We start from the raw sequence: 20,624 nt of genomic DNA on the forward strand, positions 1-20,624 counted from the left end.
AATTAAGATGTTCATTGCTTAGGGAAAGAATAGAATGATTGAACGTTATGTTCAATTTAATATATTAATCTACATAGACTGAACAGACAGTAACGAAAATCAATCCTGGAATGTGGATTAAAATAAATAAACGAGATATCTGGGAGGGTCGCTTATGTATCGATTCGAAAAGAAGGCCACGCTTGTTTGTGCTGCTGCGTCATTAATCACTGCTTGCTGCTTGCCCCTGAGTGCGAATGTCGCGTTTGCACAGGATTCCGTTGAGGCTCAGAGTATTGAGTCAAAAGCGGATTTTTCTTCTGTGGTTTCCGATGATTTGCAACCTGATAATTCTTCCGTCATAAAAGATGGCTGGCAACGAGACGAGTCGTCTGGAGTTTGGCATTACGGAAAAAACGGTAAACACCAAACCGGCTGGCTGCAAAGCGGGGGCTATTGGTATTGGCTTGATCCTGCCAATGATGGTGCAATGCAGACAGGTTATTTCAATGTGACCGATGATGGCGGTTTGACTGCTTCGTTTTATGCGAATGACGGTAATGCCGCAACGCCTTTTGGCGCGCTATATCAGAACTGCTGGCTACGTAACACAGATGGAAATTGGTTTTATGCCAATGCTGGAGGCGATTTAGCTGCTGGTTGGTTTTATCAAGATGGCACATGGTATTACCTGGATCCTGTCACTCATATAATGCAGGTTGGTTTTGTCGACCTCGGGAGTGGGAAATACTATTTAGATGCCTCGGGCGCTATGAAAACCGGCTGGATTCTCGTTGACGGGAATTGGTACTGGGCTTATTCATCGGGTGCCCTTGCTTCGTCATGGCAGACGATAGGTGGGGCTCGCTATTGTTTTGACTCACAGACGTTTATCATGTTCAAGGGTCGCCAAAAGATTGATGGATGCACCTACATTTTTGGTGACTATGGCCTTGCAAATGGATGGTACAAGGATGGATCAGATTGGTATTACTGCTCCAACGGTATTGCGGCTACTGGCTGGAAACTCGTTAACGGCGCTTGGTATTATCTCGACCCAGCTTCCGACGGCAAAATGTTCGTTGGGTATTTAGACCTTGGTAACGCAGCATATTATTTGAACCCCAATGGAGCTATGGCTGTTGGCTGGGCTCAGTCCGAGAATGGCTGGTATCTAGCCTCTCAATCTGGTGCGCTTATTTCTGACTGGTATAAAGATGGCTCGAGCTGGTATTACTTGGACCCTGTTAGCCATCTCATGAGAACGGGTTTATTTGAGGTGGGCGGCAGCGATTGTTTTGCAAACCAGAGCGGTAGGCTTGTGGTTTCAAGTTGGGTTACCGTTAATGACGGCGTTCAAAGATACGCTGATGATAATGGATATCTTTGCAAGGATGTGATTCGCGAAAACGGCACTATCCTAAAAACCGCTGGAGCTGATGGCTGGCAGGTTGCGTCCGGCTGGGTTAATGTCGCAAACCTAAGGTTTTACGCTGAGCCCGGAACGGGTGCCATTCATCTTGGATGGTTACAAATTGACGGCGATTGGTATTGGCTTGATGCTGATTCTGGCGTAATGAAGACCGGATGGGTTTTTACTGGCGGAGCATGGTATTACCTAAACGCTGACGGAAAAATGGCAACTGGTTGGAAATGCCTGAATGGAACATGGTATTACCTTGAGTCCAATGGCAGCATGCATGCTGGCTGGCTTAAAGATTCGGGTAAGTGGTATTGGCTAGACGGTAGCGGCGCTATGGCAACGGGTGCAAGAACCATCGATGGCGTTCGTCGAGTTTTCTGGAGCGATGGTCAGTGCGACAAAGTTGGCTGGCAAAATCCATCCCAGTATCCTCAGGTCAGTTCTTGGACTGTTCAGCTGCCTAGCTATTGCACCGGATACTTTACCTATGTGACCCCTTCTCGCATTTCTGTCGAAGCAACGCGGGAAGATTGCGTGAACGCCTTTATCCAGCGCGCCTATGAGTATATCGGTACGCAATATATTGAGCCTTGGTCTACCGCTCCCGGTGGAGCTGTTGATTGCTCTGGTTTTGTCTTGCAGTGCCTTTATGCTACTGGCATGGATATGGGTGTTTACAACCCTTATAACCATCGCTGGGATCCAAGCCAAACCTACAATTCCATGAATTGGTATCGAAGCAATATCTTTATGCCCGTGAGCACGAGCTCGATTCAACGCGGCGATGTAATTTATTATCGCGGGCATATCGCAATTGCACTTGGCGGCGGTATGATGATCGACTCCTGGCCTCATCAGGGTGTCGGAATTCATCCTATTAGCGCAAGGGGAAATGTAATCGGCGCAGCTCGTCCGTTTATTTAATTGATTTGCTGCAAGACGATCGATATCGGTTTGGGGGCCTGAAATGAATGTCAGGATTGAACATCGAATTTGTTGGCGAGTAATTGGCTTGATGCTATTTTCCGCCTTGCTCTCAGTTTCCGTCCCCGCATTTTCTTGCACTGCCTATGCCGTGGAAGAGGGGGCGGATAACGGTGTCGTAGAGCGCGACTCGACAGGAGGGTCGGGAGCATTTGTCGGTGGCGGTTGCTCTCAAGACTCCAGTGATTGTGCCGGCAAAACAACGGAAGATTCGAGCCTACAGGTTGTCGAAAGCCAAGACCCGTCGACGACAGAAAAACTATCTGGATGGCAATGGAACGGTTTGTCCTGGTACTACTATCTAGACGGCTGTCGTTTGACCGGAATGCAGAATATTGACGACTCGTTGTACTACTTGGACCCCGCTCGTGACGGCGCAATGAGCTGCGGCTGGATTTTTACTGAAAATAAGTGGTATTACGCGGGTCCATCAGGCGCTTTGGCAAGTGGTTGGCAGTTTATCGGAGGCCAATGGTACTGGTTTGACTCCTTTGACAGCTGTTCTATGGCTACTGGTCGACGTGTTATTGATGGGCACCCTTATCTTCTTGGAACCTATGGACTGATTAATGGTTGGTGCCTTGATAACGGTTTATGGTATTGGGGAAACAATGGTGAAGTCTTAACCGGCTGGCTTCAAACTGGCAATAATTGGTATTGGCTTGATCCCGCCAATGATGGTGCTATGTCTAGAGGAATCGTTTCTGTCGGTTCGTCTCTTTACTATTTATCGGATTCCGGCGCAATGGCTGTTGGTTGGGCGTTTGATGGGACGGACTGGTATTACGCTGACGGTTCCGGCGCACTTGCATCGGGCTGGCGTTTGGTGAACGGCGTTTGGTATTGGCTCGATGTCGCAAATGACAATAGAATGGCTACCGGCTTTTATGTCATCGGATCCAACCGGTATCATTTTTCTTCAACGGGAGCGTTGTCACTTGGCTGGTTTATGAGCGATGGAGACTGGTATTACGCTGAGCCTTCTCAAGCGTCGGGCATTATAAAGACTGAATGGCTGAAGGACGGTGGTCAATACTATTATCTCGATCCTGCCGCCGACGGTAAAATGCTTCTTGGTCATTTTTCTGTAAATGGGAAAAGCTATTATGCAAAAGCTTCAGGCGCTGTTGCTTGTCGTGAATGGGTAGATGTCCAGGACTCGGTTCAGGATGAGCCATCTAAGGCTTTTGCTGGTTCTGATTGCTCATTGTGTGGAGCATTGCGTAATGGAAAACTGTTTACATCAAACGGCGATGGCGAATTGGTCGAAGCTCACGGGTTTGTGATGCTTGGAGGCTGTAAGTTCTATGCTGATCCAACCGATGGCTCCCCCTGCGCTGGATGGAAGAACGTTAACGGAAAATGGTACTTTTTTGATGAGACCGCTGGCTATGCACGATCTGGCTGGCTGTACAAGGATGGCTCCTGGTTCTATTTAGATCCGTCCACTTATGCTATGAAAACCGGTTGGGTTGCCGTTAACGGATCTTGGTATTACCTGAATTCGTCTGGTTTCATGCAGACGGGATGGCTCAATCTGGGCGGCACCTGGTATTGGCTTGACGCTAGCGGCGCTATGGCTACTGGCTGGCGCGTTGTGGACGGGTCCTGGAATTACTTTATGGCAAACGGCGCGTGGGTGTCAGACTATATGGATGCTAAAGCTCAAAGTTATTCAAGCAATACAAATTGGCTGATACTTGTCGATACGTCGCGTTGCATTACGAGTATTTACACTGGATCCTGGAATAACTGGTCCTTAAACCGTCGATATGTATGTTCGACGGGAAAAGCTAGCACACCTACGGTGATAGGGGAGTATCAAGTCTACGGAAAGGGATATTCCTTTGGGCATGGATATACTTGCTATTACTACACGCAGTTCTATGGTGATTATCTGTTCCATTCTTCGCCCTACTACGTTAACAGCAATCGCGTGATGGATCCCACGATGGGTGTTCCATCCTCTGCGGGATGTGTTCGCCTTGAGATTCAGAACGCAAAATGGATTTACGATAATATTCCTTATGGAACAAAAGTTGTTACGTATTAAGTGATTTCTGCATCAATATCTTCAACGGAAGAATAAGTCGCATGTCTTTTGTAAGAGGGTCTAGTTTCGTACTGGTTTTATGAATGGACGATTCATCAAAGATATCTACTAAGTGGATTAATTAGTCTGGGCATTGGAGTAATTCAAGAGATGAAAAAAACCTGTTTTGTTCTTAGTGGTAATGCGTATCTATGTCCTTATTTGTTTAACTTTTATGTCGATAATACTCCCGGGGAAAAATACCTTGTCTACTGGAATAGGGATGGCGTGGAAGAGACGCTAGGGTCGATTAAGGGCATTGAATATGCTAAGCCCTGCCCAGATACTGGTTTATTACGCAGGCTTTACAGTTATTTTGCCTATATGTTGTTTGTAAATAAACAGCTATTAAATAGTGATTTTGATCACATAGTTTTACTTAATACTATTGCTGGTTATTTTGCGTTTCCTGCACTACTTATTAAGTATCGCAAACGCTATGTAATGGATGTTCGAGATTACGGAGGAGAGTTTAATCCGATTCTGGGTCTCATGTCTCGCGCTATAGTGTCCTTTGCTGGAATCGTGGTGCTTTCATCACGTTTTTATGCCGCTTTTCTCGCCCCTTCTGAATACAGTTATGTCCACAATCTGCAGCGACCGTCATTCTCTGATCTTGATGCTAGTTCATGCGTGAATAGTTTAAATGGCAATCCTTCTTTACCGATCGTGATTGCATTCATTGGTAGTGTTGGCCAGTATATTGAGCAACATGTTAAGTTGATCAATATGTTTAAAAATGATTCACGTTTCCGTTTGATGTTTGCAGGAGCTGGATCTGAAAAGCTAAAGGATTATTGTAGAAATAATCACGTAGAAAACGTCCAACTGTTAGGGAGGTTTGCACCTGAAAAAATGTACTCTTTATATACAGGAGTCAACATAATCCACAATCTGTACGGCAATGGGGATCCATTTCTCGATTACGCTATTTCTAACAAAATGTATATAGCTGCCCAGCTTCATATGCCAATTCTTGTTTGCCCGAATACCGCAATGGAAACAATGGCAAGTGATTATGGTATTGGTTTTACACTTGATTTAGATAATACAAATGTTAATTGGCCCGATTTATTGTTCGAATACTATACCGGTCTAGATTCGAATAGCTTTATTAAGGGTTGCGAGAAATTGTTAACCGATGCATATGATGACAATCAGAACTATTCGGATAGATATACTTCGTTCATTTCTTAAGGCTTGGTTTTTTAATGACGAATGAAATTCTTTCTTTTGATGCGGTGAAACACGAAGAACTGAAAATCTTGGTGGAATTTCACGATTTTTGTGAGAAATATAATTTGTGCTATTCGCTGTCGTATGGAACTCTAATCGGTGCCGTGCGTCATAAGGGTTTTATCCCCTGGGATGATGATATAGATGTTGTCATGCCTCGGAAGGATTACGATAGGTTTCTTGGCCTAGTTCAAAGCGGTAGGTTTTCTCCGTGGCTTCGCGTTCAGGCTACAGAGATTGATGGGTATTTACCTTCATTCGCAAAAGTAATTAATCCTAAGATCTCCGTTCAGACAGAGAGAGATCGCCCTTCAGTTCCAGAATGGCTTTGGATAGATGTGTTCCCAATTGACGGTATATCCGATTCAAATCTAAAGGCCACTATTATGTTTTACGAAGTGAAATTGCTTGATTTGATTTGTATTGTATCAAGGCTCAACTTCCATTATCCACATCCGATTAGCATGAAAATTCTCATGGCTATTTTTTATCCCATTTCTCTAGTACTGCCTATAGAGAAATGGGCTTCCGAACGTTTACATAAACTTTCAAGAAAATATGATATTGGCGAAACAAAGAGAGCGGGACAAATCGGATGGGGGTTTGGTCTCAGGGAGGCTTTTCCAAATAGGTATTTTACGGATGTAATGGATGCGGAATTTGAGGGTCATCAATTTAAAATCCCAACTCATTATGATGAGATGCTTACTCAACTTTATGGCGACTATATGACCATTCCTCCTGCTGATAAACAGGTGTCTCATCAATTAACTGCATCAGTTAATTCAAGAACGGAGTAATTGTTGGGTTCCGATAAAGTTCTTTCGATAAAGTCTAATATTTTATGGAGTTCTATTGGCTCGATTATCGGTTTATCTTGCCAATGGTTAATAAGCGTGCTGGTGGTTCGCCTATCCTTTGGTTTTTCTGATGCTGGCTTATACTCGCTTTCGATGTCTGTCTATGGCATTTTTTTCCCAATTGCTCAATATAGGATGTATACATATCAAGTTTCAGATGTTAATGGGGAAAACACGGTAGGGGAGTATCTTTCCTTTAGATTACTAACCATACTTTTATCACTTGCTTTGACTTTTGCTTATTCGCTATTTACTTGTCGCCCTGCTTCTGTTTTCTGCATTTTTCTCTACGGCTTATATAAAAGCGCCAACCAATTGATAGATGTCCTTCATGCTGCTGATCAGCAGTTCTCCCGGATGGATTATGTTGGAGTCTCACTTGCGCTTCAGGGAGCATTGTCTCTAGTTTTTTTCTGCGTTGCTTTATCTTGCTTTCGTTCGGTGCCGCTAGCTATATTTGCAATGTTTATTGCGGTCGTATTAGTTGGATGGATTTACGATTTGCCACGAACTACCGCCCTAACAAGCATTGTTGTTGGAATTAGCCGAAATAAGGCAAAGCGATTATTGATAACATGCTTGCCGGCTGTGGTTGCTGGCATAGCGGTTTCCGCGTCATCGTCAATTCCACGCCAATATTTATCTTCTGCATTGGGGGATTCTGCTCTTGGGGTCTACTCGTCTATTGCGGCTCCTATTGCTATCATTCAAATGGGTGTTTCATATTTGTATAACCCCCTGCTGGGTTATTTCTCGAAAAGTTATTCAGATAAAGACAGGTGTTCTTTCTTTCGCCTATGCTTTGCCTGCTTACTTGGTGCGTTAATCATCGCCGTTGTGTTCGGTATTGGTTTTGAGGTGATTGGAAATAGCTTATTTTCATTTGTATTTGGTGAGGAAATACTACCTTTCATGTATTTAGTTCCACCTTTGATAGCTTCTGCTGTTTTGACTGGACTGATGTGGCTTGTCAATGATTTGTTGATTTCATTTAGGTATTTTTCGCATACCCTTGTTGCTGGCGTGTTGATGTTTATCGTTTCGCTAAGTTCAATGAAGTATTCCGTAGAAGTATTCAATTTAAATGGTGTTACAGTGTGTAGCTTAATATCTTGTCTTTTTGGACTTGTATATATGGTGGTCGTATTGTCTATCTTGTTGAGACGTCATTTTAATAATCTCGTTTAATTGCATCATTTGATTTCAGGGCGAATTGCTCTCTCCCTGACTTCTTCCTCTGAATTATTTAAATGATTATTATTTATTTAAATGACTATGTGCATTTCAATGGTTTTTTAAGGGGCTGGTTCTTGAAATGAAAAAGGTAATGCTAGTTTTCGGAACTCGTCCGGAAGCAATTAAGATGTGCCCACTTGTGAATGTGCTCAAATCTCATCCGGATGATTTCAGTACCGTTGTTGTCGTGACTGGTCAACATCGGGAGATGCTTGAGCAGGTTTTGCATGTCTTTAATGTGGTACCCGATATTGACCTAGCTGTCATGAAGCCTGGTCAGACTCTTTTCGATGTTACGTGTAGCATCCTTCTTAAAATTAAGAAGGTTCTTGAGGGGGAAAGACCGGATGTCGTGCTTGTCCATGGAGATACCACGACAAGCTTTGCTGCAGCCTTAGCTTGTTTTTATCTGCAAATTCCGGTCGGTCATGTTGAGGCTGGTTTACGCACACATGATATCAGCAGTCCTTGGCCAGAGGAGTTTAACCGCCAAGCAGTTGACATCGTGAGTCAATATTATTTCGCACCAACCGAGGTGAGCAGACAAAACCTTCTCGATGAGGGAAAAAGACCCGAAAAGATTTGGGTTACAGGTAACACGGGAATTGATGCACTTCATACTACCGTGGATCCGGAGTATTCACATCATGAGCTTGACTGGGCAAAGGGTTCTCGTTTGATTCTTATCACCGCACATCGCCGCGAAAACCTTGGTGAACCTATGCATCGCATGTTCCGTGCTATTCGTCGCGTAATGGAAGATTATCCCGATACCAAGGCCATATACCCTATTCATATGAATCCTCTTGTTCGCAAGGCTGCTCATGAAGAGCTAGATGGATTTGATCGACTGCATATTATTGACCCCCTTGAAGTATTTGATTTTCATAACTTTATGGCTAAAAGCTATCTGATACTCACTGACTCAGGCGGTATTCAAGAAGAAGCGCCAAGCCTTGGTAAGCCTGTTCTTGTCATGCGTGACACTACTGAGCGTCCTGAGGGCGTTAAGGCGGGGACTTTGAAACTTGTTGGCACAGAGGAAGATGTAATTTACAACGAGTTTAGCAGGTTGCTCTCGGATGTCTCAGAGTATGAATCGATGAGTCACGCTTCCAATCCTTATGGTGATGGCCATGCAAGCGAAAGAATCGCTTCGGTTCTTTCTGACGGTCATTTACGATGAACCGTGCTAGTAGAAACTTAGCTATATTTGATTAAACAATTCATCTGTTTAGTTCTTTTCTATAAGATTCGTGGCATTTGCAAGAGGGCAGATGCAGGACACCTTGCGGCAATCACAGTGGTCACTACGCAGACCACAGATTGTCGATGGTGATAACAGCTATAGTGTTTATATGTTCTAGGACCGTTGTGGATACTGTGTTGCCTATCACGCTAGCTCCTTGCATAACATGTAGTTCGTCTTGTTGGTGCTACTTTTACTTTTAGCTAAGGATAACGGGCTATCATTGAAAGGTTGTTCATGAGCAATCCTTATAAGGTGCTAGTTATTGTGCCTGCTTATAATGAAGCTGAATCAATTTGTGCGACAGTTAAAGCCGTGATTGATTCAGGATATGATTATGTCGTGGTCAATGATGGTTCAACTGATAATACGCTTGAGATTTGTCATGCTAACCATCTCAATGTACTTGATCTACCGCAGAATCTTGGTATTGGAGGGGCTGTACAAGCCGGCCATAAGTACGCTAAAAAATATGGATATAACATCGACGTTCAGGTGGATGGCGATGGACAGCATGATCCTTGTTTTATTTCCAGTATGGTTGAGCAGATTGAAGCTGGCTATGACTTGGTTATCGGGTCTAGGTTTCTCGAGCGAACTGGGGGGTTTCAGTCTACGTTTTTACGCCGAGTGGGTATTTCATGGCTTACTAGGGTGATTAAAATGTGTACGGGGAAGTACATAGCTGATCCGACATCTGGATTTAGGGCCTGCGGACCGAAAGCTATCGACTATTTCTGTAAGAACTATCCAGTTGATTACCCTGAACCCGATTCTATTGTCTCAGTGCTTGCTCGCGGTCTGTCTGTATCTGAGATTCCCGTTGTCATGAAAGAGAGACAAGGGGGCTCATCATCCATTTCGGGCTTTTCGAGTGCCTATTACATGATCAAAGTTACCCTTGCAATTATTATTTCTGCATGTTCAAAAACGAGGTGTTAAAGTGCCGGTAACCCTTCGCGTTTCTGTCGCAGCGGCCTGTATTTTACTTGCTGCATATGTAGTTAAGCTTATTGTGAGTGGCAGGCTCCAACTTAAGTATTCTCTATTGTGGCTGGCTCTGGTCCTAGTCCTAGTCCTGTCTGCTCTATTTCCGCAGCCCCTGTGCTATTTATCGTCGGCGATGGGGTTTGCCACGCCTTCCAATTTTATATTTGTTCTGGGGTTTGTCTTTGTAATCCTAATCATGCTTTCACTTAGTTTAATTGCCAGCAAACAGGCCGATGCGATTAAGAACTTAACTCAACGAGTTGCATTGCTTGAAAAAGATATCGAGAGCATTCTGAGGGATAAGTAGTTCTATGTTTACGTGCAATGATCATACATTCGTAGTTTGCGCCTATGGCGAATCACCGTATTTGAACGACTGTATATCGTCTTTAATGAACCAGAAGCAAGCCAGTAGGATCTTTATCTCTACTTCTACTCCGAATAAGCATATTGAGCAGATTGCTTCTAGCTATAACTTGCCTGTATTTATTAACAATGGGATGCCAGGGATTGGCCATGACTGGAATTGTGCAATTTCCCATGCTCAAACTCCATTGGTCACCATTGCTCATCAAGATGATCTGTATTCCCCTAATTATTCAATTGAAATGCTTCGCTCTGTGAACGCCTCCAATCATCCCCTGATCTTCTTTTCTAATTATGGGGAGATTCGTAATGGGGAATATTTCGATGACATCTCGATTCTTAAAGTCAAAAGAATAATACTAAGAAAACTCGCTCGAGTTGGTAATTCATCTATAGTCAGGGACAAGCGTCGGACTTTGCGGTTTGGATCTGCGATTTGTTGCCCTTCGGTCACGTATGTTATGCCTAATCTCGAGACACCTTTGTTTTCGAGTGAGATGAAGTGTGACTTGGACTGGGAAGCGTGGGAGAGATTTTCGCGACTTGAAGGCTCTTTTGTTTATTCTCCCGAGATTCTTATGCATCATCGAATTCACAAAGAATCTGAGACGACTTCCTTGATCCAAGATAATACACGGAGCTCCGAAGACCTTGCTATGCTTGAAAAATTTTGGCCTAAAAAGGTTGCGAAAGTAATCCATCGACTATATTCAGTCAGCATGAATAGCAACACTCTTTAACGTCTCTGTGTTGAACGTCTCCTCTGAGTCGGTTGACGAGCGCTTCGTGTATGACTGAATTCGGATATTAGCCTCCGAAGTCGGATGCTACGGCACTGTTCTTGCGTTGATATCATCGACGCAAGCTCTGAGATAATAATTAACTTGTTGATATACTTGCTATCACTATATTTAGTTGCGCTTATGTGAGTTTTGAAATTTAAGGATTCTAGCATGACGAGTTTTGTAAGATGCAAACCTGCTTTTCTTGCTTTTGCTGGTTTATTTGCAGTCTATTCAGTATTTTGGTACTTAAATAATCCTAGATTGCTTGTTCTGCTTACAATTGCGATTTCGTTAATTATAATTCTCGCGCTCGGCAGCGTATTTGCTAGTGATAAGGATCGCCTTAAAAGTGAGTGGGTATTCTTGGTACTGCTCATATCATTTTTAATCATATTTTGCTTTATATTCCCTCCGTTCACCGCGCCCGATGAGGGCCATCATTATTTTTCGACTTATTGGTTGGTTGATAGCCTTCCATTTAATGCCCATGTGTCTAATGACGGTGCTTTTCTGGTGCGAGATATTGATTACGCGCTATACAATAGCCGCCAACCGGGCGATGCAATTAATTCAGCTTCATTTGATTCTGTTATTGATGGTTTTTCACTATTTGGAAATGGACAGCTGGTTCCTTTCAGTGAATTTTCTTTTAGTGCCGGCGGTGAGAATATTACTGCAAAACTGGGCTCTATCATTGGCTTGCAGATAGGGTTGTTCTTTGGGCTTGGAGCTTATCCCGCGTTCTATATGGGTCGAATTGGTTCGGCTCTCGTTTTTTGCTTCTGCGCTTTCCAGGCATTTCGAATCGCACCTAAAGGCAAATCGGTCATTGTATTCGTTTCATTGTTGCCCATGACGCTTCATTTGGCAGCTTCATATTCCTATGATTCTGGAATCATTGCTTATTCACTTCTGGTATTCGCATGTTTGATGCGCGGTTTTTTTGGCGAACAGCGGTCGATAGGAAAAAGAGAAATCATTATATATTTAATCATTTCGGTTCTTTTGGCTCCGTGCAAGGTTATCTATTCAGGGTTGATTTTACTTGGATTGTTCGTCCCTCTTTCGCAGTTCATTGATGAGAAGACCGGGCGTTTTAGCAGGTTCTTGTTGATCTTTTGCGTTATGCTTTCTGTATTGGCCTTACGTTTGGCATCGATGAGCAGCTTGGTTTCTCAGACTTCAGATTCCTCTCGGGGCCATGAAGCGGGGCAGTTATATTCGCTCGGCGATATTCTGCTGCATCCAAAGAATAGTTTCCTTGTTTTTTGTAGAACTCTCGACTCTCTAGGTGATTTCTATTGGGAAACGTCTTTGGGCTATTCCCTTGGATGGCTTCAAGAGAACTTGCGTTTCCCTGCATTCTATATGATTCCTTATTTGTTTTTCGGGTTTATTTGCTGCCTTGACTCTAGTGATGAGCCTTCGTTTCTTACTGCTCCTGTATCCTTTCTTTTCATTTTTGCTTTCCTTTTGGCTGCACTCGGTTCCATTGCATCAATGTGGTTGGCATGGACCTTCAACTATGAAAATGTAATACAGGGTGTTCAGGGGCGCTATTTTCTTCCGGCTTTACCAGCTTTGTTGTTTGGACTAAGAACACGATTATTTAGGTTCAACTCTACTTCCATTTCCGTTGTTACTACTGGCGTCTGTGTTATGAACTGCCTATATCTTATTCGTTTTATTAGCGTCGCCTCCTGTTTGTAGATTTATCTCGCGCGCAGTTGCTTTGGTAATTTCTTGTAGTTGGGGACTTCATCTCAGGGTTAACTAGGCCTGGTCTATCAAAGACCAATTAGATTGTATGGGAAAAGTGTAATGTTGAGAAATCGTTATTTGAGTTTTATCGGTGTGGTCTGCCTTGTATCAATTTGTTTCACCCCTCTTTTATGCCCAACGGTTGCTGTTTCATTACCCGAAGATTGTGCGGTTCTAGGCGCTGATATTTCTACAGATCAATCGGTACAGGGTCCAGTTGGGCCATCGGATGGTGATCGGTTACCTTCTGATTCGGTTAACTTCACAGCGTCTATCGATTTGTCGACATATGAATACACTGGTGATGCGATTACTCCGAGTGTGTCGGTTTTTGCTGATAGCGGTTTAAAGCTTACATGTGGGACCGATTATGAAGTCTTTTATGCGAATAATGTTGCACCTGGCTGTGCTGATATAGCTGTAAATGGGCTAGGGGACTACGCTGGCGCTACCACCCGGTTGTCGTTCCAGATTGTTCGCTCTTCTGATAACAAAATCGCCCTTCCTGGTTCTTGGGTCTGCGAAAACGGTAAATGGTGGTGGAGATATGAGGCCGGTGGTTGGCCGTCAAACTGTTTTCTGACTATTGGGGGAGCCGAATATTATTTTGATTCCGAAGGCTACGCAGCTACTGGCTGGAGATACCTGAGTGATGGATGGCACTTATTCTCTGAATCCTGTGCGCATTTGAAGGGATGGGCTGCCATCGGCGGTCATTGGTTCTTCCTTGACGAAACATCAGGTTCAATGAAGACCGGTTGGGTTTTAGACAATCATAACTGGTACTATTTGGACGGTTCGGGTGCTATGCATACTGGCTGGCTGCTCCTTGGCAATACTTGGTATTGGCTTGAGCCTTCCGGATCAATGGCTACGGGCTTTAAACTTGTAAACGGCAGTTTGTATCATTTTTCTCAATCTGGATCCATGAACACTGGTTGGTTTGTTGACGATGGGACATGGTATTGCGCCAATGGCTCTGGAGCGATTCGCACAGGATGGTTTTACTTTGATTCTAGCTGGTATTTGCTTGATTCCAATAATAATGGCGCCATGCTCGAAGGATTTCAGTCTGTAAATGGTAATTGGTATTATTTGGATTCGGATAGTGGCGGCGCATTAGAGTGCAACGCCTGGGTCTTCTCGCAAGATGGAAACGCATATTATGCGTGCAGCAGTGGTGCAATTGCGTTAAAGGGTGTCAAGGACAGCGTGGGCGCAATTAAGCTCAACGACGCCGAAGGAAAGCCCATGGTAGGCTGGTATTGGTCCTCCGCTGCTCAGACGTGGTTTTACACGGATCCAGACGGGGTGCTACAGCGCGGTTGGCAATTAATTGGCGGGAAGTGGTATCACCTCGATAACGAATCTGGCGTTATGAATACAGGCTGGTTCCGCGATGATGACGGGCTATGGTATTACCTTATGTCGTCAGGTCAAATGGCAACTGGCTGGAACAGTATCGAGAATGGCGAGTATTTCTTTAATGCTGCTGGTGCTTGGGTAGAGCCCGAGCGTTCTGCCCGTACTTCCTTTCAGTCTCAAATTGTTAGTCGCTGCTACAACGTTCCTTCTCCTGGAGTGGGATTGTGCTCGGAGTGGGTTAGCGAAGTTTTTTATCCCGTGCTGGGGTCTTATCCCAACGGTGACGCATGCGACATGTTTTGGAATTGGTGTCACAGTCGAGATATATCGCAGCTTAAGGTTGGAATGATTGTTGCGGTCCCTACTCATACGCATACTAATGCGGGGGCTCGCTGGGGACACATTGCTATTTATGTTGGTAACGGTATGGTTATGGATAACATCGGTTACATTAGGGCGACATCACTGGCCTGGTGGCTGAACTACTACCACACTACCGCTACGCCTCAGTGGGGCTGGGTTTTAAATACGCCATTAGAATAAGATGCTCTCTGACTGTCGAGTGGAGGACAACTTATCACAATGGGGGAACCCACAATAGGGGAATCGAGGGTTAATCCTCGATTCCCCTATCTAGCTTAGGCACACGTTAATTTGTCCTGATTGAATAAGAGAAGAAACGCCAACTTCTTATAAATGATAATAACGATTCGCGGGTTCCCCAACGGTAAAGTTTGGATTCATATAGGGATCACCTTCGATGTAATGCTTGGCCCAGCGATAATTCATGTATGCGACCTCTTTGTGGAAGCGAATCTGCTTCTCCGTATTGTTTTCAACGCCTCTAGAAATCGACTCATAGTGATAGAGCTCGACTTCGGGTGTGTATACGATCAGGTCGTTGATCTCGCGTAGCTTTAAGCAAAAGTCAACGTCATTAAATGCAACTTGAAGCTCTTCCGTGAAACCTCCGACTTTCTCATATTCGCTACGCTTAGTCATTATGCAAGCTGCAGTGACGGCGCTGAAGTCTTGTTGTGCATCGTTGAGTGCAAAGTAGCCCCAGTTATCCTTTGGCATGCTTTGGCAAAGATGCCCCGCCACGCCACCAGTGACACATAAGCCCGCATGCTGAATGGTGTTGTCGGGATAGTAGAGTTTTGCACCAACTGCGCCAACATCCTCACGTGCGCAGATGCCAAGCATTATCTCAATCCAATTGGGCGTAATTACCTCAGTATCGTTATTCAACAGCAAGAGATAGTTACCTTTGGCGTGAGCAACGCCAAAGTTCATGAGCTTGGAGAAATTGAATTCGTGCTCCCAAGTTACAAGACGAACGATATCTGGATATTTTGCTTGCAACTTATCGTAGCAATCGAACGTCGCCTTTTCTGTGCTGTTGTTTTCGATTATGACAAGCTCGTAATTGTTGTACGTTGATTTCTCAACAATTGACTTAATGCAGTTGTCCAGAATGTCGGCGTGGTCTTTAGTCGGGATGATAATTGACACGAGTGGATGGGAATCTGGCACAGCGTAGGTTACTTTATATGTAAAGGGACGACGCGCTTGTTCGACCTTCGCATTGAGCCCAAGCCTGTCCAAATGACTCTGGACCGCTTTGATACCTGCGATAGTGGCATACGGCTTGCTATCGGCATTTGCTGCGGTGGAGGTCCCGCTTAGGCGCCAGTGATATAGAACCTTTGCAACATGATGAACTTTCCTTGCCTTTTCCACGGCGCGGAGAGTCAGATTATGATCCTGTGCTCCATCGAACTCTTTCGTGTTCGGTTCTAGAACATCAAGCAGCGACTTACGGATGGTAAGCATATGGCAGATATAGTTATTGTTTCTGAGCAGATCGATATTGAAATCCGGCTTAAAGAACGGCTGCGCTAGCTTTCCATCGGGCATGAGTTTGTCTTCGTCGCAATAAAGAAGATCGACGGCATCATTGTTTTCAATTGCCTCGGCATATGAGAACAACAGGTCCGGTTCAAGAATATCGTCATGGTCAAAGAAACTAACGAAATCACCCGTAGCGATGGCAACGCCGGCGTTTGTATTTTCGGAAATGCCCTTATTCTCGGTAAGGTTAATTGATTTAATTCTGTTGTCGTGGGCCGTCTCCTGCTCAACGCGAGCCTTTAGTTCCTGATTGTCAGGACTTGCATTAACTAGGATGAGCTCCCAGTTTGCATAAGACTGGGTTTTTACGGATTCGGCCATATCGTTAAAGAACGAAATGGGCGTGTTGTAAAGAGGGACAATGATGCTGAACTTCGGAGCGCTGTTGAAGGCGATTTTTCTCTGTTTCTCCAGAGCGCCGATGGTTGCCTTATGTTCCGTGAACCATTCGGGGTATTCAGGGTCAAACTGCGCATGGGTAAAGAGAAAGTTGGTCTCCTCAAGAAGCATGCCTAATTTATCGGGCGTTAAGCAGTCGAATGCACTGAATGATGGGTGATTTTGATCGTCAATAACAAAATAATAACGATCGAACGCCTTTGGCATACGAACCGAGAGCTGCGTTTCAAGTTGCTTTTTCTCAGACGTAAATCCAACGCTTGTTACATTCGAACCGAAATTGACGATGCTCAAATTAACTTCATTAAGGGTTCGATCGAAACAACGAAGTTTGATTTGCGAGTCGCTACGATAAGGAGTTCTCACCGTGCACCTAAGGATATAGTCGCTTGAATCTTCGATGCACTGCCAGAAATCAATCGTTGCCATGTCAAACTCTGAAACGTCATCGTAGTTTCGGAGTTTGCTGCACATGTCAGGTTTAATTTTGTAGTTAAGGCGCGACTCCCATTTGATGTTCTTGCAATTGAGCGAAAGGGAGTCGCTGCTCAGGGTGCGACCGTCTTGGCCGATTTCGCTAAACTCAATTTTGATGGTGCGAGCATCGGGATCGGGGAGTACAAGGACGTATGAGTTCGAGTCACAACTATTGTCCCGGAATTTTAGGAGGGATAAAGGTGAGCGGCGGTTATCGTCTGTAGCCGCCTGGGCTGTTACGCTGGAGCCTTTATGGATGCCTTCAATCTTAAGCTGCTGGTAGATTTTCCAGTTTCCTCTGCATACTCCGGTTGTTTCGACTCGCATTGTCTGCCTTTCGTTTGTTGGACACTGCCCATTGTACTTTTTCATTTGTTGCCTCGCTAGAAATGCAGAAAGAGTTGCGTGTTTCTGCTGTCCGATTTAAATAAGAAGACGGGGAGGTTGCTGCCGGTGCGTATAATTTAATTAACTATGCATCTGTAATCAGCGGCTTTTGCTCAACGATTGTCAATCGAGAGGATTTTTATGAAAGGCATCATCCTCGCCGGCGGGTCCGGCACGCGCCTGTACCCGCTCACGCTCGTGACCTCCAAGCAGCTGCTGCCGGTCTACGACAAGCCCATGATCTACTACCCGCTGTCCACCCTCATGCTGGCGGGCATCCGGGACATCCTGGTCATCTCCACCCCGACCGACCTGCCCAACTTCGAGCGCCTGCTCGGGGACGGCTCGCGCTACGGCGTGAACCTGTCCTACGCCGAGCAGCCCTCGCCGGACGGCCTGGCGCAGGCGTTCACCATCGGCGAGGAGTTCATCGCCGGCGAGCCGTGCGCGCTCGTGCTGGGCGACAACATCTTCTACGGCAACGGCCTGTCGCGCCACCTGACGCGCGCCGTGCAGAACGCAGAGTCGGGCCGCGCCACGGTCTTCGGCTACCACGTGGACGACCCCGAGCGCTTCGGCGTCGTGGAGTTCGACCGCGAGGGGAGGGCCGTCTCCATCGAGGAGAAGCCCGCCGAGCCCAAGTCGAGCTACGCCGTCACCGGCCTGTACTTCTACCCGGGCGACGTGGCCGCCAAGGCGCACAGGGTCGAGCCCTCGGCCCGAGGCGAGCTCGAGATCACCACGCTCAACCAGATGTACCTGGAGGAGGGGACGCTGTCGGTCGTGACGCTGGGCCGTGGCTACGCGTGGCTGGACACCGGCACCATGGAGAGCCTGCACGAGGCCGCCGAGTTCGTCCGCGCCGTCGAGCACTCCCAGGACCTGCCGGTCTCGGTACCCGAGGAGATCGCCTGGGAGAACGGCTGGATCACGACCGCAGAGCTGGAGGAGGCCGCGAAGGCCTACGGCAAGTCGGTCTACGGGCATCACCTGAAGAAGGTCGCCGCCGGCGAGATCGTCAACAGCCCGCGCGAGTACTAGCGCAAGCTTGTTTTCTTTCAGGGGTCACCGTTTATCTGGTGGCCCCTTTCGTTATGATTACGTTGACCATAAAGACAATATGATTGGGAGTGGATGTGTTAAGCGTCTACTTTGGCGATATGCCAGAAGCGATTTACAACACAGCGACATATTTCAAAAACTCTTACCGGTCTTCTTGGATTACGGATCCCTATGCAGTCTCGATAATTAAAGATGTCGATCGATCGGTTGTTGTCTCCGAAAACGTCATCGAAAGCCCTGTGCTTGGATCCATCTCCCCACTCCAGCTTTCTGGTGGCGTGAAAACGCTGCTGCTTATGAGATTTGATCGTAAGCATATTTTTAACGCTTCTACCTGTGGTGACAACTGTGCCAAGTGGATTCTCGACATGGCGAAAGACCGCAAGCTCGTTGTGAATCTCTATCATGTGATGGACTTTGGCCGCGAGGATTTTAAAATCAAAGTCGTGAACAGCGGCCGAATCGTTCATAACATGGCCGAATTGATTCACGAGTCGATTCCGTATCTGTAGGTGCTGCTTATGAACGGTTCGCATCTTGTTAAGATTTCCCGCCGTAGGGGAACCAAGTACACATTTACCATCAAGCGGAACATCACTATTGTGCGTGGCGATAGCGGCACGGGTAAGACGACGCTGTTTGACATGGTCGCAGACTACATGCGAACGGGCGAGCAGTCGGGCGTTTCCTTGCAATGCGATTGTCCCTGTGTCGCCCTGACCGATTATGATTGGCGAAACCAGCTTTCGTCCGTTCATGACTCGATTGTATTTGTCGATGAGGGCTTAAAAGAGATCCATTCTGATGAGTTTGCCCATCATGTGCTGTATTCCTCGAATTATTTCGTGCTGATCTCAAGGGCTGATTTCCCCAATCTTCCGTATAGCGTGGATGAGATTTACAAGATTAAGACGAGCGGAAAATACCATTCTTTCGTCCCTGTTTATCAAGATCGCGGGAATCATCGTTATGCTATTTCCCGGTCGGCGCCAAAACAGGACTTTTCTATCCTTCTATGCGAGGACAGTAAGTCTGGTTTCCAGTTCTTTGAACGGCATTTCGCTGACAGTGAGCTTACCTGCGCTTCGGCTATGACGAACAGCGCGATTTTGGGCTGGTTGGATCAGCATTTCGACGATCGCGTGTTTGTTGTCGCGGACGGAGCGGCATTTGGGTGCTATGCGGACCGCGTCCTTAAGCTGCAAGACATTCACCGCGATACTGTTACGGTTTGTCTTCCCGAGTCATTCGAGTGGCTTCTGCTGAGCTCCGGCGTAATTTCAGGGTTAGATGTTAAGGCGGTTTTGGAAACCCCAGAAGCCTTTATAAACAGTGAGAAGTTTAAAAGCTGGGAGGACTTCTTCTATAAGTACTTACGCGATAAAACTGGGAATTCGGTCTTCCGTTACGACAAAGACTGCATTCCGGAGGCGTTTTGTAGGGGAAGTAATTCTGCGAAGGTTATGGCTCTTATCGCATGCCGAAATGTCCGATAGTTTTGTTGAATAGTGTCGCGGCGTCACTTCCTGCGGCATACTAAAGAAGCTGTACATGCTTCAGATTGGATTTTCATGTCTGAGATCTTTGAACCTAAGAACATCATCGTCACGGGCGGCTGCGGCTTCATCGGCAGCAACTTCGTGCACTACGTCGTGGACAACCACCCCGGGGTGCACGTCACCGTCCTGGACAAGCTGACCTACGCCGGCAACCCCGAGAACATCGCGGGGCTGCCGACGGACCGCGTGGAGCTCGTCGTGGGCGACATCTGCGACGCGGAGCTGCTGGACAGGATCGTCCCGGGCCACGACGCCATCGTGCACTACGCCGCCGAGAGCCACAACGACAACTCCATCGCGGACCCCGAGCCGTTCCTGCGCACCAACGTGGAGGGCACCTTCCGCCTGCTGGAGGCCGTGAGGAAATACGGCATCCGCTACCACCACGTCTCCACCGACGAGGTCTACGGCGACCTGGCGCTCGACGACCCCGCCAAGTTCACCGAGGAGACGCCGTACCACCCGAGCAGCCCGTACTCGAGCACCAAGGCGTCCTCCGA

The 20,624-nt window shown here is 46.2% G+C and carries 16 protein-coding genes; 15 read left to right on the forward strand and 1 reads right to left on the reverse strand.

Annotated elements, in window-relative coordinates:
* The first annotated feature begins 154 nt into the window (after positions 1-154).
* From AAAX75_RS06725 to AAAX75_RS06775, 11 genes are all read left to right on the forward strand, one after another.
* Positions 155-2,326 (forward strand): NlpC/P60 family protein, encoded by a 2,172-nt coding sequence (locus AAAX75_RS06725; protein WP_349091544.1) that lies wholly within the window; start codon positions 155-157, stop codon positions 2,324-2,326.
* A gap of 43 nt (positions 2,327-2,369) precedes the next feature.
* Complete coding sequence (locus tag AAAX75_RS06730; RefSeq protein ID WP_195520339.1) at positions 2,370-4,439, forward strand: L,D-transpeptidase family protein; 2,070 nt, start codon at positions 2,370-2,372, stop codon at positions 4,437-4,439.
* A 267-nt stretch (positions 4,440-4,706) separates the two neighbouring features.
* Positions 4,707-5,675: a hypothetical protein gene (locus AAAX75_RS06735; RefSeq protein ID WP_195520340.1), complete on the forward strand. Its 969-nt coding sequence runs from the start codon at positions 4,707-4,709 to the stop codon at positions 5,673-5,675.
* Positions 5,676-5,689: 14 nt separating this feature from the next.
* Positions 5,690-6,514 carry a LicD family protein gene (locus tag AAAX75_RS06740; protein ID WP_349091546.1) on the forward strand — a complete coding sequence of 275 codons (825 nt, stop codon included), beginning with the start codon at positions 5,690-5,692 and terminating at the stop codon, positions 6,512-6,514.
* A gap of 3 nt (positions 6,515-6,517) precedes the next feature.
* A complete protein-coding gene (locus AAAX75_RS06745) occupies positions 6,518-7,762 on the forward strand; it encodes a polysaccharide biosynthesis protein (RefSeq protein WP_195520342.1) in 1,245 nt (414 codons plus the stop codon).
* Positions 7,763-7,889: 127 nt separating this feature from the next.
* On the forward strand, positions 7,890-8,996 hold the full coding sequence (gene wecB, locus AAAX75_RS06750; protein ID WP_195520343.1) for a UDP-N-acetylglucosamine 2-epimerase (non-hydrolyzing): 1,107 nt from the start codon (positions 7,890-7,892) through the stop codon (positions 8,994-8,996).
* 300 nt (positions 8,997-9,296) lie between these two features.
* Positions 9,297-10,001, forward strand: coding sequence for a glycosyltransferase family 2 protein (locus tag AAAX75_RS06755; RefSeq protein ID WP_195520344.1), 705 nt, complete (start codon positions 9,297-9,299; stop codon positions 9,999-10,001).
* A gap of 1 nt (position 10,002) precedes the next feature.
* Complete coding sequence (locus AAAX75_RS06760; RefSeq protein ID WP_195520345.1) at positions 10,003-10,356, forward strand: DUF2304 domain-containing protein; 354 nt, start codon at positions 10,003-10,005, stop codon at positions 10,354-10,356.
* 4 nt (positions 10,357-10,360) lie between these two features.
* The gene (locus tag AAAX75_RS06765) at positions 10,361-11,155 is read left to right on the forward strand and encodes a glycosyltransferase family 2 protein (protein ID WP_349091547.1); all 795 of its coding nucleotides are present in this window, start codon (positions 10,361-10,363) and stop codon (positions 11,153-11,155) included.
* A 213-nt stretch (positions 11,156-11,368) separates the two neighbouring features.
* Positions 11,369-12,910: a DUF2142 domain-containing protein gene (locus tag AAAX75_RS06770; RefSeq protein ID WP_349091548.1), complete on the forward strand. Its 1,542-nt coding sequence runs from the start codon at positions 11,369-11,371 to the stop codon at positions 12,908-12,910.
* A gap of 111 nt (positions 12,911-13,021) precedes the next feature.
* The gene (locus AAAX75_RS06775; protein ID WP_195520348.1) at positions 13,022-14,869 is read left to right on the forward strand and encodes a hypothetical protein; all 1,848 of its coding nucleotides are present in this window, start codon (positions 13,022-13,024) and stop codon (positions 14,867-14,869) included.
* A 147-nt stretch (positions 14,870-15,016) separates the two neighbouring features.
* Here the strand turns inward: AAAX75_RS06775 and AAAX75_RS06780 are convergent, their stop codons facing one another.
* Positions 15,017-17,488, reverse strand: coding sequence for a glycosyltransferase family 2 protein (locus tag AAAX75_RS06780; RefSeq protein WP_349091550.1), 2,472 nt, complete (start codon positions 17,486-17,488; stop codon positions 15,017-15,019).
* 156 nt (positions 17,489-17,644) lie between these two features.
* Between AAAX75_RS06780 and rfbA the strand changes: the two genes are divergently transcribed.
* From rfbA to AAAX75_RS06800, 4 genes are all read left to right on the forward strand, one after another.
* A complete protein-coding gene (gene rfbA, locus AAAX75_RS06785) occupies positions 17,645-18,544 on the forward strand; it encodes a glucose-1-phosphate thymidylyltransferase RfbA (RefSeq protein WP_349091551.1) in 900 nt (299 codons plus the stop codon).
* 95 nt (positions 18,545-18,639) lie between these two features.
* Positions 18,640-19,077 carry a DUF4869 domain-containing protein gene (locus tag AAAX75_RS06790; protein ID WP_035138697.1) on the forward strand — a complete coding sequence of 146 codons (438 nt, stop codon included), beginning with the start codon at positions 18,640-18,642 and terminating at the stop codon, positions 19,075-19,077.
* Positions 19,078-19,086: 9 nt separating this feature from the next.
* Entirely contained in the window at positions 19,087-20,061 is a 975-nt protein-coding gene (locus AAAX75_RS06795; RefSeq protein WP_195239230.1) for a hypothetical protein, read from the forward strand.
* A 75-nt stretch (positions 20,062-20,136) separates the two neighbouring features.
* Positions 20,137-20,624: GDP-mannose 4,6-dehydratase (locus AAAX75_RS06800; RefSeq protein ID WP_349091553.1), on the forward strand; the 488-nt coding region annotated here is incomplete at its 3' end.

The organism is Collinsella sp. CLA-ER-H7 (assembly GCF_040092345.1).
GTDB lineage: Bacteria > Actinomycetota > Coriobacteriia > Coriobacteriales > Coriobacteriaceae > Collinsella.

Bases quoted from the DNA above. Each gene is read 5' to 3' on its own strand.
- AAAX75_RS06725 (WP_349091544.1), top strand. From the start codon at position 155: ATGTATCGATTCGAAAAGAAGGCCACGCTTGTTTGTGCTGCTGCGTCA.
- AAAX75_RS06730 (WP_195520339.1), top strand. From the start codon at position 2,370: ATGAATGTCAGGATTGAACATCGAATTTGTTGGCGAGTAATTGGCTTG.
- AAAX75_RS06740 (WP_349091546.1), top strand. From the start codon at position 5,690: ATGACGAATGAAATTCTTTCTTTTGATGCGGTGAAACACGAAGAACTG.
- wecB (WP_195520343.1), top strand. From the start codon at position 7,890: ATGAAAAAGGTAATGCTAGTTTTCGGAACTCGTCCGGAAGCAATTAAG.
- AAAX75_RS06755 (WP_195520344.1), top strand. From the start codon at position 9,297: ATGAGCAATCCTTATAAGGTGCTAGTTATTGTGCCTGCTTATAATGAA.
- AAAX75_RS06765 (WP_349091547.1), top strand. From the start codon at position 10,361: ATGTTTACGTGCAATGATCATACATTCGTAGTTTGCGCCTATGGCGAA.
- AAAX75_RS06770 (WP_349091548.1), top strand. From the start codon at position 11,369: ATGACGAGTTTTGTAAGATGCAAACCTGCTTTTCTTGCTTTTGCTGGT.
- AAAX75_RS06775 (WP_195520348.1), top strand. From the start codon at position 13,022: ATGTTGAGAAATCGTTATTTGAGTTTTATCGGTGTGGTCTGCCTTGTA.
- AAAX75_RS06780 (WP_349091550.1), bottom strand. From the start codon at position 17,488: ATGAAAAAGTACAATGGGCAGTGTCCAACAAACGAAAGGCAGACAATG.
- rfbA (WP_349091551.1), top strand. From the start codon at position 17,645: ATGAAAGGCATCATCCTCGCCGGCGGGTCCGGCACGCGCCTGTACCCG.
- AAAX75_RS06795 (WP_195239230.1), top strand. From the start codon at position 19,087: ATGAACGGTTCGCATCTTGTTAAGATTTCCCGCCGTAGGGGAACCAAG.